The sequence below is a fragment of the Porphyromonas somerae DSM 23386 genome (genome assembly GCF_000372405.1).
Classification (GTDB): Bacteria; Bacteroidota; Bacteroidia; order Bacteroidales; family Porphyromonadaceae; genus Porphyromonas_A; species Porphyromonas_A somerae.
On record NZ_AQVC01000020.1, the window covers coordinates 14,711 to 29,734 of the forward strand.

Sequence of the window (15,024 nt, forward strand, 5' to 3'; positions counted from 1 at the left end):
AGTCCTATTAGCGTTCAAACATTAAAAGCACCGTGGGAGATAGTTCCACGGTGCTTTTAATATATTAATAGGGTAACTATTACTTGATATTTGGGAGCTCTAGGCCATAGCCACGCTTCTTATCAACACTCTTGAGGTAGAGACTAAGGATAAGGGCGAAGACTCCGAAGCTAGTGAAGATCAGCATAGAAGGGGTGAAGTTCATGGGTTCGCCAGCGACAACACCCACGTTGGTCTTATCGAGCACTGAGCCGATAATCATTGGCACCGACATCAAACCGATATTCTGTACCCAGAAGATAGCAGAGTAGGCAGAGCCGAGCACCTTATTATCAATCAGCTTTGGCACACTTGGCCAGAGGGCGGCAGGCACCAAGCTAAAGGAGATACCCAGCAACACAATGGCCGAGATAGCTACCACAAAGGAGGTGGTACTATTATCAAATGGATAGAGAGCGAAGGTGCCGTGGCAAAGAATCATCAGCACCGAACCGATAATGAGCATAGTAGCTCCCTTACCCTTCTTATCAAGGAAGAAGCCGAGGAAAGGAGTGATCACCATTGCCCCGATAGGGAATAGGCTAAAGATACTTGAAGCGGTGGTATTCTCAATGCCAAGGTTGCTCTCTAGCATACTAGTGGCAAACTTCTGGAATGGGAAAATAGCAGAGTAATAAAGTACACAAAGCAGAGCTACAATCCAGAAAGCACTACTACCAAAGACCTTACCAAGGTCGCGGAAGTGGAATGGCTCTTCCTCTTCCTCTACAAGTGAGCCAGCGGCCTCTTTCTCCAACTTGCGGTCAAGGACCCCATAGATAAGGTATAGGAAGAGTCCGATGCAGAGGAGGATAAAGACGAAGAGCACTGGTGCTTGAACCGTCTGCAGTGCATCCAATCCTTCAGAAACGCCAAGTTTATTCACCATCCATTGGTTGATACGAGGAGAGGTCTGGAATACAGCAAAAACACCAAGGCGGGCAATCGCCATCTCAATACCCATTGCCATCGCTAGCTCATAACCGGTAAACCACTTTACAATAGCACGGGAAACGGTCACGCCACCCATCTCGGTACCCATACCGAAGATAGCAAAACCTGCACATGCTAGGGCCGCAGAAGGTGGGAAGTTGGGGAACCAACCAGCTAGCAGGTCGTAGGGGAAGGCTCCAGCATTGAAAGCAGAACTCAGGGCATATACCTTGATACCGGCACCGATCACCATCAGAGAGCCTGAGAGGATAGCGGTGAAGCGAACCCCCATCTTATCCAGGATAATACCTGCAAAGATAAGGAAGAGTAGGAATACATTGACGAAGAATTCACTCCCCGCATAGGTACCAAAGACGGTACTATTCCAGCCCAATACCTGATCGAGCTGTGTCTTGAGAGGTGAAAGGACGTCTACAAACATGTAGGCGAAAAGCATCGTGAGGGCGATCATTATCAAAACGGTCCACCTCACTGCGGCTTTGTCACGTAACGTGTGGCCTTTAGTAGAAGTTGTCATAATAGTTGTGTTATAAGTTTGAAAATTTCAGATGGGACAAATGTAAGGTTTTTTGGGCAGACTGCCACAAGATGGTCTCAGAAAAGTGGGGTTACCGCTTAAGGCTCTCTTGGAAGTCAATTCGCTGTAAGATGCTACGGCCGAGGGTGAGATCATCGGCATACTCCAGTTCATCACCTATCGCAATGCCTTGTGCAATAGTGGTGATCTGCACCTCTATATCCTTGAGCAGGCGGTAGATGTAGAAGTTGGTCGTCTCTCCCTCCATAGTGGTACTGAGGGCAAGGATCACCTCCTTTATCCCCTCTTCTTGAATACGTGTAGGGAGGTCGTGGAGGAAAAGGTCTTGAGGCCCCACCCCATCCATAGGAGAGATCACGCCTCCCAATACGTGATAAAGCCCCTGATACTGCCCAGTCCGCTCGATTGCCATCACATCACGCACACTCTCCACCACACAGAGGATATGGGAGTCGCGTGTCTCATCACTACAAATGCTACAGATCGGCTCATCGGAGATATTGTGGCACTTCTCGCAGTATTGTATACCATCCACGAGGTCGCGTAGAGCATCGGAAATACGATAGGTAAAAGTCTTCTCCTGCTTTAAGAGAGAAAGAGCCAAGCGCATCGCACTCTTATGCCCCACCCCTGGAAGAGAGGCAAAAGCATCAATCGCCCTTTGTAGCAATTGTGAGTAATCCTCAACGCCCGACATCTTCGCCCCTCATGGTCACGTGGTCAAACTTACGGCGGCGGAGCACGAAGTCCTTACCAAGGTACTTCTCTCGCACAGTCGGATTCTCTGCTAGCTCCTCAGCACTCCCTTGGAAAAGCACCTGTCCCTCAAATAGTAGGTAGGCACGGTCGGTAATGGATAGGGTCTCGTGGACATTGTGGTCGGTGATCAAGATACCGATATTCTGCTCCCTCAGCTTGGAGACAATCAACTGAATATCCTGCACCGCAATAGGGTCAACACCAGCGAAAGGCTCATCAAGCATAATAAACTTCGGGTCAATAGCGAGGCAACGAGCAATCTCCACACGTCGTCGCTCTCCACCAGAGAGGCGGTCGCCGTTATTGGTCCGCACCTTCTCCAGACCAAATTCATCAATCAGCTTCTCCAGCTTTTCGATCTGCTCCTGATGATTCAGCCCCGTCATCTCCAGCACTGCTAGGATATTATCCTCCACACTCATCTTACGAAAGACAGACTCCTCCTGAGCGAGGTAGCTAATGCCCATCCTCGCACGCTGATAGATAGGTCGCTTGGTGATATCCTCATCATCAAGGAATATCCGTCCGTTATTGGGGGTCACCAGCCCTACCGTCATATAGAAGGTAGTGGTCTTGCCCGCCCCATTAGGGCCTAGCAACCCCACGATCTCCCCCTGCTCCACCTCAATGGAGACATGGTTGACCACGGTACGGCTCTTGTATTTCTTTACTAAATCCTCAGTCCTTAGCTTCATAAGTATCGCATATTATTTCCCACAAAGATACCAATTTAAGTGGTTTAGCGGTGTAAAAAGACGCCTTGAGATAGTCTATCCCAAGGCGTCCACTATATTTCTTAATTGATAGGTAGCTTAAACCAATCCAGCAAAGCCCATAAAGGCCATCGCCAAGATACCAGCCGTTACAAGGGCGATAGGAATACCAGCAAGCGGAGCAGGCACATTGGTCTTCGCCAGTTGCTCCCTAATCACTGCAAAGATCACAATCGCCATGGTATAACCAATAGCGGTAGCAATAGCATAGACAATCGACTCCCCTAGATTAAAGTCCTTTTGGATCACCGTAATCGCCACACCTAGGATCATACAGTTAGTAGTAATCAAAGGCAAGAATACACCGAGTGCTTGGAATAGAGCGGGAGAGATCTTCTTCAGAATCATCTCGAGCATCTGCACCACTGAGGCAATCACTAGGATAAAGGCAATATTCTGCATATACCCTATCTCGTAGGGGTCTAGCACCAGCTTCTGAATCGCATAAGTCACGAGCGTCGCAATGGTCACCACAAAGGTCACCGCAGCACCCATGCCCACCGCAGTATCCAGCTTCTTAGAAACACCCAAGAAGGGGCAAATCCCCAAGAACTGTGAGAATACGACGTTATTAACTAGAATCGCACTGATAAATAGTAGTAAATATTCCATAAGTCGTTAAGCTGTCTTATTGCGTTTGCGGTCAATCGCATTCTTAATTCCAATCACAAAGCCTAGCACGATAAAAGCACCAGGAGCCAGCACAAATACCAGTGCCCCATACTCCTCAGGGAAAAGGACATGGTCAAAAGCACGACCCGAGCCCAGCACCTCTCTCACAAATCCGATAATGGTCAGAGCGATAGTAAAGCCAAGACCGATACCGATTCCATCTAGAGCCGAGTCAAACACATTATTCTTAGCTGCGAAAGACTCCGCACGACCTAGCACGATACAGTTCACCACGATCAGAGGTAAGAAGATACCGAGCGATGCATAGAGCGCAGGCACATAAGCCTCGCAAAGCATCTGCACCAAAGTGGTAAAGGCGGCAATAATCACAATATAGGCTGGGATACGTACCGCATCGGGGATCAGCTTTTTCACCGAGGCCACCACCATGTTAGAGCAGATCAGCACAAACGTTGTTGCCAGTCCCATTCCCAGACCATTATTGGCACTAGAGGTGGTACCAAGTGTCGGACACATACCTAGGAGCAAAACCAGCGTAGGATTCTCTTTAATCAGTCCATTGAGTAATATCTGTAATTTCTTCATAGTCACTCACACATTTACTTTAGTTGACCATCGGCGATGGCTTGTTGCATCACACTGTAGGCACTATTGAGGGTTTCCAAGAAAGCACGGCTTGAGATCGTTGCGGCACTAATGGCATCCACGCTACCGCCATCCTTCGACACCTTGATCGGCTCCGCTAGATTGGCACCTAGCACACTTCTCGCAGTTCCTTCCGTGCGGAACCACTCCTCCATCTTACTGCCCAGTCCAGGGGTTTCGCTCTGCTCTTGCACAGCGTAGTCGATGATATTGCCCTCCATATCCATTCCTACCAGCACACTGATAAAGCCATCAAAGCCATTATTGGTAAAGCTCTTCACCGCCACACCGATCAATTGATCACCTTGGCGTGCAGGATAGAGGACATACTCATTCATCTCCACCCGCTCCTCGTAGGGGTCATTGTCATAGCCCTCGGGAAGTACTTTGGCGATACCAGCCTTGAGGGCTTCCGTCTTGGAGGCGTCAATCACCGGCTTAGTAGTCTCGTATACAAAGGCGAGCAAAGCTGCTGCCACTGCTGCTATGATCGTAAGCGATAGCAGCATATTGGGTAAGGTTGATTGTAACTTCTTCATCACTTTTTAGCTTTTCCAAAGAGGTGAGGTGGCATATACCTATTGATAATAGGCACGATACCATTCATAAAGAGAATCGCAAACGACATCCCCTCGGGGTAGGCACCAAAGAGACGGATCAGCATCGTAATGATACCTATCATCACTCCGTAGAGCAGCATACCGCTATTGCTCATAGGGCTGGTGACATAGTCAGTCGCCATAAAGATAGCACCGAGTAGCAAGCCACCGCTTAGGATATGAAAGAGAGGACCAGCATAGACCTCAGGGTTGGCCAGATTCATAATGCCAGCAAAGATAGCTACCGTAGCGATAATGGCTACTGGAATGTGCCAAGTGATCACTTTGCGAATCAGCAGGTAGGCAAATCCAATCAGCAGTGCCACCGCACTCACCTCACCTAGCGAACCACCCACAGAGCCGAGGAGGTTATCCACCAAGCTAGGGAGCTTATCCATCGTAAAGCCTTCCGACCCACGTACCACCCCCTTAGCAATCGCCAATGGAGTAGCACCAGAGGTAGCATCCAATGTAGCCTCCATGCCCCTAGGCATCGGATAGCTAGTCATCTGCACTGGGAAGGAGATGAGTAGCATCACACGACCCACAATAGCAGGGTTGAAGATATTACTCCCAAGGCCACCGAACGACATCTTGCCGATACCAATCGCCACCAAGGCACCGATAACGATGATCCATAAAGGAAGAGTAGAGGGCACGTTGAGCGCCAGTAGGAGACCCGTGAGGATCGCCGAACCATCCAAGATAGTTAGCTCCTTACGCCCCATCAAGAAGCGACTGATCAGCCACTCAAAGAGCATACAAGCGGCCACAGAAGTAAGCGTCACCACAAAGGCGCCCCATCCAAAGAAATAAAAGGAGACCGCCAGTGCAGGAATCAATGCAATGATCACATCATACATATTGCGCTCAATCGAGTCGCCACTATGTATGTGTGGTGAGGGTGATACGAGTAGTTTATGACTAGTTGACATATCTCTATTACTTATATTCGTTTAGGACTTACGGCTTCGCATAATACCCATCACCGTCCGCTTACCTTGGCGGATATGGTCGAGCAATGGTCGATTAGCTGGACAGCTGTAGCTGCAAGAGCCACATTCAATACAGTCCACCACATGATTCTTCTCCAATACCTCCCAATCCTTAAATACCGTATCTCTCATCAAGAAGGCAGGATTAAGTCCCATAGGACAAGCATGTACACACTTAGCACAGCGGATACAGCTACGCATTGGCTTACGTGCAGTCTCCTCCTTCTTCAATACTAGGATACCGCTACTACCCTTGGCAATAGGCACATCATCAGTCACCAGGGCTTTACCCATCATAGGACCACCACTGATGATCTTGCCACTCGACTCAGGAAGACCGCCGGCCGCCTCAATCAGCATAGCCGAACTGGTGCCGATACGTACGAGGAAGTTGGAGGGCTTCGGAAGGTCCACTCCCGTTACCGTCACAATACGCTCAAAGAGAGGCTTGTGCTTCTGTACCGCCTCATAGACAGCTAGGGTCGTCCCCACATTCTGCACAATGGCTCCCACCGTAATAGGTAGCTGCCCACTCTTCACCTGTCGCTTCAGTACCGAATCAATCAGCTGCTTCTCACCACCTTGTGGGTACTTCACCTTCAGCGGTTGGATCTCAATCCCCGCAAAAGACTTCGCTAGCTCCGTAAGGTGCTGTATCGCATCCTTCTTATTATTCTCAATACCGATCACACCTCTTGATACCCCAGCGGCTTTCATCAGGATAGAGAGCCCCACCAAGAGCTCCTCACCACGCTCCAGCATCAGCCGGTGGTCGGCAGTTAGATAAGGCTCACACTCCACACCATTGATGATCACCACCTCTGGTTGGCTTCCCTTAGGGGGCAGTAGCTTCACATTGGTTGGGAAGGTAGCACCTCCCATACCCACGATACCACACTCCTGAATACGAGCCACAATATCCTCAGGGCTCATCGTCACCTCTCGGATCACTTCGGGTGAGCGGTCAATAGTCTCCTCCCACGTGTCCTCGCCATCGGTCTTGATAGTGATGACGGTCTTGGGATAACCCGAGGCATCCACCACCTCCTCCAGCTTCTCCACCACGCCCGATACGCTCGAGTGGATATTGGCCGAGATAAAACCGCCAGCCTTGGCGATAAGGGTACCTACCTTCACCGTGTCGCCTCGCTTCACAAGTGCCTCGGCAGGTGCACCAATATGCTGACCAAGCGGGATACGGACACGCTCTGGCATAGGCAGCTCCTCTATCGGACGGTCGCTAGAGAGCTTCCTCTCTGGTGGATGAATACCACCGATTCTAAATGTCTTCAACATACTCCTATATATATAAGGTATCTATATTTCGTACTGATCACGCCTCCGCTGCCTCCACTACAGGCTCCGCTTTAGGTTTGCGGGGAGGGAAATTGATCTCGTGGATCGCTCCAGTAGGGCACGCCTCTACACACTTGCGGCAGAGACGGCACTTATTGGGATCAATATAAGCAAGGTTATTAGCAATGGTGATCGCTTCAAACTTACACTCCTTGAAGCACTTCGAGCAGCCGATACAGGCATTATCACACGCCTTCTTAGCCACACCACCCTTCTCCTTATTCACGCAAGAGACAAAGACACGGCGGCCCTTAGGTCCCTTCTTGCGGAGTTCAATAATCATCTTTGGGCAAGCCTTCACACAGGCGCCGCAGGCAGTACAACGCTCCTCATCCACCTCAGGCAGTCCCGTAAGCGGATTCATCTTGATCGCATCAAAGCCACACGCCAGAGTACAATCGCCTAGGCCGAGACAGCCAAAGGTACAGCCCGTCTCACCGCCATAGGTCGCTGCTGCTATCGCACAGCTACTAGCTCCATCGTACTGATTGACCTTGGGGCGGGCATCGCAGGTACCATTGCATCTCACCACCGCCAATTGGGGCTCCGCCTCTACCGCAGTACGCCCCAAGATGTCGGCCACCTTGAGCATCGTATCATTACCACCTACGGTACAAAATAGCCCCTCCATCGACTCCGCTTCCACACAGGCACGTGCAAAGCCAGAGCAGCCAGGATAGCCACACCCTCCACAGTTAGCACCAGGGAGCGCCTCATTCACCAGCTCAATACGAGCATCCTCCTCTACGTGGAACTTCTTAGAGACCACAAAGAGAAGCAGGGCTGCAAGGGCACCTACAATGGCAAGGAACAGAATCGTCACTATCATAACTTATTGCTTATTGATATATATAATTCGCTGTGGCATACTACCGCCACCATACATTCACTTCACCAACTCCGCACGGAGCTTAAACGTCTGGTCGAAATAGCCACCCAACAACTTCAGGAGCCCCGCATAAAGCAAAAGCACCCCCACAAGCGATACCAATAGGATCTCTTCTCTCACCCCCGCCATATTCATCCCGATGGAAAGCACTGCCAAGAGGATAATCGGTATCACAAAGGCAAAGAGCACCGCCTTCAGAGGGCTCCCCCCCTTAGCTGGGATCAAGCGAACCCGATCACCCACCTGAACTCCGAGGGGGTAATCCGAGACCTCAATCAACTGTTCATCCTTATCCGAAGAGAGACAAGCGCCACGAGCGTGGCAAGTGCTACAGGCCGAGCGACGCTCTATGAGCACCACGATCCTGTCGTCCTTTATCTGACTAATTGTCCCCTCTTTGCAGTCCATAATGTAGGTGTGTCGTTATAGGTTGTTGTTAAGTCGAGTAGCCTTTTTATCTCTCCTCTACAGGGTCGGTGAGTAGAGGGTTCAGCTTCCTTTATGACCAAACTGTAGCAAAAGTACAAAAAAAATACAACGCCTCCTAAAATACAATGACGAATGATTTCCGTAATTACCCCAAAAGCACCTCAAAGAGCCCTACCTAGGGTGCCTGATCGGACAAGTCGGACGCCGCACCGAATAGGGGGAGATAGGGGATTGTCCGACCTGTCTGACTTGTCCGACTCGTCCGATGAGGAAACCAACTATTGGAGGTGGCGGGAAAACGGTCGGAGGAGGGCATTTGTAACTCTCTGATAATCAGGACGCTCATCTGAGCAAAAACTGAGTTGCAACTAAGCAATTGCTTTGTTGCATCTCGCCGTTTGCTTAGTTGCAACTCGCCGATCGCTTAGTTGCAACTCAACTTTTGCCCTGCTCCAAGGAGAAAATCTATGGGTGTGTTTATTGAGAAGAAAACCCCTCGGGAAGATGGGGATCTTTATCGGGGGCGTCTTATCGGACAAGTCGGACAGATCGGACAAGTCAGACAGGTCGGACGTCGCACTAGATGGGGGTAGATAGGGGATTGTCCGACCTGTCCGACCTGTCCGATAAGGTGCCCCCCGACTAGGCACCCCCAGCATAGGGGTTACTGGTGGTTGGCGAGGCGGTCGAGGGCGAGCTGCTCGAACTTGGTGCCAGGGCGACCGTAATTGGCGTAGGGGTGGATGGAGATGCCTCCTCGTGGGGTGAAGATACCGGTTACTTCGATATAGCGTGGGTCCATTAGCTCTACGAGGTCGTCGAGGATGACGTTGACGCAATTCTCGTGGAAGTCGCCATGGTTTCGGTAGCTAAAGAGGTAGAGTTTGAGGCTCTTACTCTCCACCATCTTGATATCAGGGATGTAGGAGATGATGATCTCGGCAAAGTCGGGTTGGTGGGTGATGGGGCAAAGGCTGGTAAACTCTGGGCAATTGAACTTCACCCAGTAGTCTCGCCCAGGGTGCCTATTCTCGAAGGTTTCCAGAACGGTAGGATCGTACTCTGTAGGGTATTTGGTGCTGCCACTCCCGAGTAGGGAGAGGGATTGGCGTAGCTCTTGCTCTGTTGCTTGCTCTTTCATATACTGATTCAACATATATAGAGCCACACCTCAGTTGGCATGTTGAGGTGTGGCTCCTTGTAACTTTATAGTGGAGATCTCCTCTCTTTTCTCTTTGAGACTATTGCACGAGTGCGATCTGCTGCGTTGCTTTCGGAATTCGGTCTCGGTCACGTACGTGAGTACGCTCCCTTCGGCCTCATCCTTTTGTGTGTGCCTGGTGCCCTACGTGCACCTTGCCCTCAGCGCCGGGCATCTCATCCCTCGTGCAAAGCCTCAGCACATTTTACAAAATGTGCGAGAATGTGGCACTTCGTGCAACATTCTCCTCTATCACTTTTTCTCGGTGGTCTCCTCCTTCTTAGCAGGAGTGTAGCGGTCGTTGAGGTACTTAGTCACCTGAGTGGTGATGTCGTAGCTCTTATCGGCACAGAGGATATTATCGTGGGCCTTATTGCTCAGGATCATCTGGTACTTACCCACCTCGTTATTGTACTGCTGTACATGTGCCATGATGGTGTCGGAGAGGGCTTGCATCTTATCGGCCTCTAGCTGCATCAGCTCCACCTGTAGCTTTTGGCTCAGCTCTTGGAGTTGCTGCTGTAGCTTCATGATGCGCTCCTGCTCGCGCTGTGCACGTCCTTGATCGAAGAAGGCATTATTCTCCACCTTACGCTGAAACTCCCTAGCCTCGCTCTCAAAGTTACGCTGCTTTTGATTGAAAGTAGCTTGGCGGCTCTCCATCTCGCGCATCAGCTCGTCCTGTACTTGATTGGCATACTTGTAATTGGCGAGCAGGCTATCAAGGTCTACATAAGCTATAGGGAGACGTGCGATGGCACTATCGCCTACTGGGGTAGCTGTAGCTTGATTGTGGTTCTGCTGGTCACTCTTATTACAACTGATGGTGGCCAAAGCTAGCACGAGGGCTAGCGTGAGTGCTGATAGGGTGTTGGATTTGATCATCATTATTACTAAATCGGTAATTAAAGTGTGCAACTACTGTATACGCTCCTCCTTGGCTACACGGTCGAAGAGATTCTGGTGCCGCACCGCATCTTTATGCTGGTGGCGGTGGCAGGTGATCCCCTGCTCCTCAAGCTTTGGCTGGCCCTCTACGTGTGTATTTGGGAAGCCCCAACGCTTGGTGAAGAAGACCCTCACTCCAAGGAGTAGGACGCATATAGCAACGACTACGAGCGTTATGAGTAGTATCTTTATCATTATTTCTCAAAGATTTAACGGATACAAAGGTAAGTTTTTTATCAACAGCCGCAAAGGTTTTAAGTCTTTTTACACATATCTGCTCCTCTATTAGGAGAGAAAAGGGTATCTTTACCACTGAAATGAATTATTGAACAATCATAATATAATCGTAAGACGTATGACAACACACGAACCAAAAATTGTCTTTAAGTACTTTGATGAGATCACCAAGACTCCTCGCCCAAGCAAGAAGGAGGAGAAGATGATCGCTTATCTTGAGAACTTTGCCAAGGAGCACAATATTGAATACCACAAGGATAAGGTGGGTAACATAGTGATGAAGAAGGGGGCTACCAAGGGGATGGAAGACCGCAAGAGCATCATTATGCAGAGCCATATTGATATGGTATGCGAGAAGAATAATGATGTGGAGTTTGACTTTGAGAAGGATGCAATCCGCACCAAGATTGTGGATGGCTGGCTCAAGGCGGAGGGAACGACACTGGGTGCCGACAATGGTATCGGCGTAGCTACTCAGCTGGCTGTATTGGCAAGTGATGATATTGAGCATGGTCCGATCGAGGCACTCTTCACTGTAGATGAGGAGACTGGTCTTACCGGTGCGATGAATGTGGAGAAGGGCTTCTTTGATAGCGATATCCTCCTCAACCTCGATAGCGAGGATGAAGGGGAGATGTTTGTAGGCTGTGCTGGTGGTATGGGTACCATGGCGGAGTACTACTATGAGCCTGCCTATACCGACCCCAATCTCACTTATATTGAGATCAAGGTGAGCGGTCTGAGAGGTGGTCACTCGGGTGGTGATATCCACCTAGGTAGAGGCAATGCGGTGAAGATCCTTGCTCGTGCACTCTATGGTCTGGCTGATGATTTGGACTATGTATTGGGTAGTATCCAAGGCGGTAACCTCCACAATGCGATTGCTCGTGAGGCACATGCGGTGATCGGTATTGACCCAAGTGACCGTGAGCCAGTAGCAGCGTGGATCAATACTTTCTCTAGCGAAATTCATAATGAGCTGAAGGCGGTAGACCCAGAGGTAGAGGTGCGTGCTTCTACTACGGAGCAACCTAAGTGGTGCATCGACGCTCAAACTTCTGCCAACCTGATCAATGCTCTGATCGCTTGTCCTCACGGCGTACTCGGCATGAGCCACACCATTGAGGGATTGGTGGAGACCTCTAATAACCTCGCTTCGGTAAAGATGATCGAGAGTGAGGAGGGATACCCTGTAATCTATGTAGAGACTAGCCAGCGTAGCTCGGTAGAGAGTGCTAAGCGTATGGTAGGGGATATGGTGACTGCGGTATTTGACCTCTCGGGTGCTTATGTATCGGAGCGTGACGGATATCCAGGTTGGGAGCCTAACCCTGAGTCGGAGATTATGGAGGTAGCAAAGAGAACTTACAACGACCTATTCGGCAAGGATCCAAAGATCATGGCGATCCACGCCGGTCTGGAGTGCGGTCTCTTCAAGGAGAAGTACCCACACCTAGATATGCTCTCCTTTGGTCCTACGATGCGTGATGTACACTCCCCTGAGGAGCGTCTGGAGCTGAAGACGGTAGAGATGTGGTGGAAGCATCTGCTAGCGATCCTCAAGAATGCACCACGCAAGGCGTAAACCGATATTTACAATTAGCTATCCAAAGCCACCACAAGCCTTCGTGCTGGTGGTGGCTTTGTGGCTATTAAGTGCTTTTACGTCCCCTCTGCTTTGGGCTCAAGAGAGGACGAATAGCAAGGAGACGATCGGGCGTATGATGTTTTATAATGTAGAAAATCTATTCGATACGATTGATGACCCACTCACCGATGATGATGCCTTTACCCCCGAAGGCATCTACCATTGGACTGAGGGGCGGTACCGACGCAAGTGCGAGCACCTGGCATGGGTGATCAGCAATGTGGGGGAGTGGGGATTCCCCTCGCTGATTGGCATGGTGGAGGTGGAGAATAGCGATGTGATACGGGACCTCGTGAAGCACCCGACGCTTAGCTCAGTGACGTACGACTATGTGGTGACGAATGGCTCTGACCCTCGTGGTGTAGATGTGGCACTCCTATGGGACCAAAAGCGGTTTGCCTATATTGAGGCACACGAGATTCCGCACTACGGAGCGACCGACTGCTTCCCTCTAGGTCAAGACCCCCGCACACCGAGCGAGGCAGATGGAAGCGGGCGAAATACGCTGTGGGTGACGCTGGAGCACAGAGCTACAGAGCGAAAGCTGGAGCTATTTGTGATGCACAACCCGAGCCGACGCGGAGGGGTACGAGCTACTTCGCGGAAGCGGGAGCGGGTGAATGCCAAGGTGCGGAAGCTCATCGACCATCTGCTGGAGGAGGATCCTAGCCGCTATGTAGTGGTGATGGGTGACTTTAATGACAACCCCTCTGACCCCTCGATGCGACGGGCACTCAGAGCGGGGGGTATTGAGCACAACACCCAACCTAAGCAGCGCTTTCTCTACAATCTCGCCTACCCACTTTATAATGGGGGTAAGGGGACGCACCGCTTTAGGAAGGAGGTGTGGTTACCCGACCAAATCATCGTATCAGGGGGGCTTTTTCTCGGAGAGGAGCCACTACTGAGGGAGCGACGCCAGAAGATCTTTTCGCACCCGGAGCTACTGACGAAGGATGGGAAGCATCTCCATCGCACTTACCTCGGCACGCATTACACTGGGGGCTACTCCGACCATTTACCTATATATATAGACTTATACTGATGCAAGGGATCAAACTACTCTTTGTGGGCAAAACGGATAGCCCGGAGATACAGAAACTGATGCAGGAGTACCAGAGACGCCTCTCTCGCTTTGTGCCGATAGAGGTGGAGGAGCTGCCGGACCTGAAGAACCGAAAGCGGCTGAGCCAAGAGGAGCAGAAGCTGGAGGAGGGGCGACTGATCAAGGCTGCGATAGGTCCGCAGGACCAGGTGGTGCTACTCGATGAGCGGGGAAAGGAGCCGACCTCCCTGCAACTCGCTAAGATGGTGGAGGGGTGGCAGATGACGGTGGCACGCAAACTGGTGCTGGTGATCGGTGGACCTTACGGTTTTTCCGATGAGATCTACCAAGCCTATCCGGAGCGTCTCTCCTTGAGCAGTCTCACCTTTAATCATCAGATGGTGCGACTCTTCCTTATTGAGCAAGTCTATAGAGCCTATACGATTATCCACAACCACCCTTATCACCATGAGTAGATTTCTGATTGAGCTACAGTACGATGGCACCGACTTTGTCGGTTGGCAAGAGCAACCCAATGGCCGCACGGTGCAGGGAGAGCTACAGGAGCGGCTCTCGACCATCCTCCGACAACCGATTAAGGTGGTGGGGGCGGGGCGAACCGATACGGGGGTTCATGCCACCTCTATGGTCGCCCACTTAGATGTAAGCGAGGAGCTAGCTGAACGACTCCCGGAGGCGATCTTTCGGCTCAATCGCTTCCTTCCGCCCGATATATTGATTCTGAAGTTGCAGAGCGTTGCCCCCGACTTTCACGCACGTTTTAGTGCCACCAGTCGGAGCTACGGCTATTACCTCACCCTCTACCCTAGCCCATTTCGGCGGAAGTACCATACGCTGGTGACCACTCCGCTCGACTTTGAGCAGATGAATCGGGCTGCAAGTAAGCTCCTAGGTCGGCACGACTTCTCTTCCTTTGCCAAGAAGCACTCCGACGTCACCAACCACTTCTGCACTGTCACCCAAGCGGAATGGCAGGACTTAGGCGATGGGGAATGGGTCTTCAAGGTGACGGCCAACCGATTTCTCCGAAGTATGGTGCGGGCTCTCGTAGGCACACTGCTAGAGGTGGGAATGGGCAACCTCACCCCCGAGGAGTTTGGGGCGATCCTGGAGCGTGCCGACGACGAGTACCCATTCAATACCGCTCCCGCCACTGGCCTCCGCCTAGAAGCGGTCACCTACCCACCTCACCTCTTCGGCACCCTCCTCTTCCAAGCCACCTAATCAGGGGGGGGGAGAGGGTGCCTAATCGGACGAGTCAGACAGGTCAGACAAGTCGGACGCCGCACCCTTCGGGTGCTCTTTTTTAGCCTTT

At 51.0% G+C, this 15,024-nt stretch carries 17 protein-coding genes; 4 read left to right on the plus strand and 13 right to left on the minus strand.

Annotation, left to right across the window (positions count from 1 at the left end):
• Nucleotides 1-79 precede the first annotated feature (79 nt).
• From A3GK_RS0105175 to A3GK_RS0105240, 13 genes are all read right to left on the minus strand, one after another.
• Complete coding sequence (locus A3GK_RS0105175) at nucleotides 80-1,510, minus strand: MFS transporter (protein WP_026161734.1); 1,431 nt, start codon at nucleotides 1,508-1,510, stop codon at nucleotides 80-82.
• A 91-nt stretch (nucleotides 1,511-1,601) separates the two neighbouring features.
• On the minus strand, nucleotides 1,602-2,228 hold the full coding sequence (gene recR / locus A3GK_RS0105180) for a recombination mediator RecR (RefSeq protein WP_018028411.1): 627 nt from the start codon (nucleotides 2,226-2,228) through the stop codon (nucleotides 1,602-1,604).
• Entirely contained in the window at nucleotides 2,215-2,985 is a 771-nt protein-coding gene (lptB, locus tag A3GK_RS0105185; RefSeq protein WP_018028412.1) for an LPS export ABC transporter ATP-binding protein, read from the minus strand. The genes recR and lptB overlap by 14 nt, the downstream gene beginning before the upstream one ends.
• Nucleotides 2,986-3,102: 117 nt before the next feature.
• Nucleotides 3,103-3,675: an electron transport complex subunit RsxA gene (gene rsxA, locus A3GK_RS0105190; protein ID WP_018028413.1), complete on the minus strand. Its 573-nt coding sequence runs from the start codon at nucleotides 3,673-3,675 to the stop codon at nucleotides 3,103-3,105.
• 6 nt (nucleotides 3,676-3,681) lie between these two features.
• Nucleotides 3,682-4,281, minus strand: coding sequence for an electron transport complex subunit RsxE (gene rsxE, locus A3GK_RS0105195; RefSeq protein ID WP_018028414.1), 600 nt, complete (start codon nucleotides 4,279-4,281; stop codon nucleotides 3,682-3,684).
• A 14-nt stretch (nucleotides 4,282-4,295) separates the two neighbouring features.
• Nucleotides 4,296-4,880, minus strand: coding sequence for an RnfABCDGE type electron transport complex subunit G (locus tag A3GK_RS0105200; RefSeq protein ID WP_018028415.1), 585 nt, complete (start codon nucleotides 4,878-4,880; stop codon nucleotides 4,296-4,298).
• Complete coding sequence (locus A3GK_RS0105205) at nucleotides 4,880-5,875, minus strand: RnfABCDGE type electron transport complex subunit D (RefSeq protein ID WP_018028416.1); 996 nt, start codon at nucleotides 5,873-5,875, stop codon at nucleotides 4,880-4,882. The genes A3GK_RS0105200 and A3GK_RS0105205 overlap by 1 nt, the downstream gene beginning before the upstream one ends.
• A 21-nt stretch (nucleotides 5,876-5,896) precedes the next feature.
• The gene (gene rsxC, locus A3GK_RS0105210) at nucleotides 5,897-7,231 is read right to left on the minus strand and encodes an electron transport complex subunit RsxC (protein WP_018028417.1); all 1,335 of its coding nucleotides are present in this window, start codon (nucleotides 7,229-7,231) and stop codon (nucleotides 5,897-5,899) included.
• Nucleotides 7,232-7,268: 37 nt separating this feature from the next.
• A complete protein-coding gene (locus A3GK_RS0105215; protein ID WP_018028418.1) occupies nucleotides 7,269-8,120 on the minus strand; it encodes a Fe-S cluster domain-containing protein in 852 nt (283 codons plus the stop codon).
• A gap of 57 nt (nucleotides 8,121-8,177) precedes the next feature.
• A complete protein-coding gene (locus A3GK_RS0105220; protein ID WP_018028419.1) occupies nucleotides 8,178-8,588 on the minus strand; it encodes a SoxR reducing system RseC family protein in 411 nt (136 codons plus the stop codon).
• Between the two features lie 685 nt (nucleotides 8,589-9,273).
• Nucleotides 9,274-9,750 (minus strand): preQ(1) synthase, encoded by a 477-nt coding sequence (queF, locus tag A3GK_RS0105230; RefSeq protein WP_018028421.1) that lies wholly within the window; start codon nucleotides 9,748-9,750, stop codon nucleotides 9,274-9,276.
• Between the two features lie 312 nt (nucleotides 9,751-10,062).
• Complete coding sequence (locus A3GK_RS0105235; protein ID WP_018028422.1) at nucleotides 10,063-10,698, minus strand: OmpH family outer membrane protein; 636 nt, start codon at nucleotides 10,696-10,698, stop codon at nucleotides 10,063-10,065.
• A 30-nt stretch (nucleotides 10,699-10,728) separates the two neighbouring features.
• Nucleotides 10,729-10,953 carry a hypothetical protein gene (locus A3GK_RS0105240; protein ID WP_018028423.1) on the minus strand — a complete coding sequence of 75 codons (225 nt, stop codon included), beginning with the start codon at nucleotides 10,951-10,953 and terminating at the stop codon, nucleotides 10,729-10,731.
• Nucleotides 10,954-11,113: 160 nt separating this feature from the next.
• Between A3GK_RS0105240 and A3GK_RS0105245 the strand changes: the two genes are divergently transcribed.
• The 4 genes from A3GK_RS0105245 to truA all read left to right on the plus strand — a co-directional run bounded on the left by A3GK_RS0105245 (nucleotide 11,114) and on the right by truA (nucleotide 14,933).
• Complete coding sequence (locus tag A3GK_RS0105245; RefSeq protein ID WP_018028424.1) at nucleotides 11,114-12,580, plus strand: aminoacyl-histidine dipeptidase; 1,467 nt, start codon at nucleotides 11,114-11,116, stop codon at nucleotides 12,578-12,580.
• 136 nt (nucleotides 12,581-12,716) lie between these two features.
• Nucleotides 12,717-13,688: an endonuclease/exonuclease/phosphatase family protein gene (locus A3GK_RS0105250; RefSeq protein ID WP_155799440.1), complete on the plus strand. Its 972-nt coding sequence runs from the start codon at nucleotides 12,717-12,719 to the stop codon at nucleotides 13,686-13,688.
• Nucleotides 13,688-14,164, plus strand: coding sequence for a 23S rRNA (pseudouridine(1915)-N(3))-methyltransferase RlmH (locus A3GK_RS0105255; protein WP_018028426.1), 477 nt, complete (start codon nucleotides 13,688-13,690; stop codon nucleotides 14,162-14,164). Before A3GK_RS0105250 ends, A3GK_RS0105255 begins: the two co-directional genes overlap by 1 nt.
• Nucleotides 14,157-14,933 carry a tRNA pseudouridine(38-40) synthase TruA gene (gene truA, locus A3GK_RS0105260; RefSeq protein ID WP_018028427.1) on the plus strand — a complete coding sequence of 259 codons (777 nt, stop codon included), beginning with the start codon at nucleotides 14,157-14,159 and terminating at the stop codon, nucleotides 14,931-14,933. Before A3GK_RS0105255 ends, truA begins: the two co-directional genes overlap by 8 nt.
• Nucleotides 14,934-15,024 lie beyond the last annotated feature (91 nt).

Bases quoted from the DNA above. Each gene is read 5' to 3' on its own strand.
- A3GK_RS0105175 (WP_026161734.1), bottom strand. From the start codon at position 1,510: ATGACAACTTCTACTAAAGGCCACACGTTACGTGACAAAGCCGCAGTG.
- recR (WP_018028411.1), bottom strand. From the start codon at position 2,228: ATGTCGGGCGTTGAGGATTACTCACAATTGCTACAAAGGGCGATTGAT.
- lptB (WP_018028412.1), bottom strand. From the start codon at position 2,985: ATGAAGCTAAGGACTGAGGATTTAGTAAAGAAATACAAGAGCCGTACC.
- rsxA (WP_018028413.1), bottom strand. From the start codon at position 3,675: ATGGAATATTTACTACTATTTATCAGTGCGATTCTAGTTAATAACGTC.
- rsxE (WP_018028414.1), bottom strand. From the start codon at position 4,281: ATGAAGAAATTACAGATATTACTCAATGGACTGATTAAAGAGAATCCT.
- A3GK_RS0105200 (WP_018028415.1), bottom strand. From the start codon at position 4,880: ATGAAGAAGTTACAATCAACCTTACCCAATATGCTGCTATCGCTTACG.
- A3GK_RS0105205 (WP_018028416.1), bottom strand. From the start codon at position 5,875: ATGTCAACTAGTCATAAACTACTCGTATCACCCTCACCACACATACAT.
- rsxC (WP_018028417.1), bottom strand. From the start codon at position 7,231: ATGTTGAAGACATTTAGAATCGGTGGTATTCATCCACCAGAGAGGAAG.
- A3GK_RS0105215 (WP_018028418.1), bottom strand. From the start codon at position 8,120: ATGATAGTGACGATTCTGTTCCTTGCCATTGTAGGTGCCCTTGCAGCC.
- A3GK_RS0105220 (WP_018028419.1), bottom strand. From the start codon at position 8,588: ATGGACTGCAAAGAGGGGACAATTAGTCAGATAAAGGACGACAGGATC.
- queF (WP_018028421.1), bottom strand. From the start codon at position 9,750: ATGAAAGAGCAAGCAACAGAGCAAGAGCTACGCCAATCCCTCTCCCTA.
- A3GK_RS0105235 (WP_018028422.1), bottom strand. From the start codon at position 10,698: ATGATGATCAAATCCAACACCCTATCAGCACTCACGCTAGCCCTCGTG.
- A3GK_RS0105240 (WP_018028423.1), bottom strand. From the start codon at position 10,953: ATGATAAAGATACTACTCATAACGCTCGTAGTCGTTGCTATATGCGTC.
- A3GK_RS0105245 (WP_018028424.1), top strand. From the start codon at position 11,114: ATGACAACACACGAACCAAAAATTGTCTTTAAGTACTTTGATGAGATC.
- A3GK_RS0105250 (WP_155799440.1), top strand. From the start codon at position 12,717: ATGATGTTTTATAATGTAGAAAATCTATTCGATACGATTGATGACCCA.
- A3GK_RS0105255 (WP_018028426.1), top strand. From the start codon at position 13,688: ATGCAAGGGATCAAACTACTCTTTGTGGGCAAAACGGATAGCCCGGAG.
- truA (WP_018028427.1), top strand. From the start codon at position 14,157: ATGAGTAGATTTCTGATTGAGCTACAGTACGATGGCACCGACTTTGTC.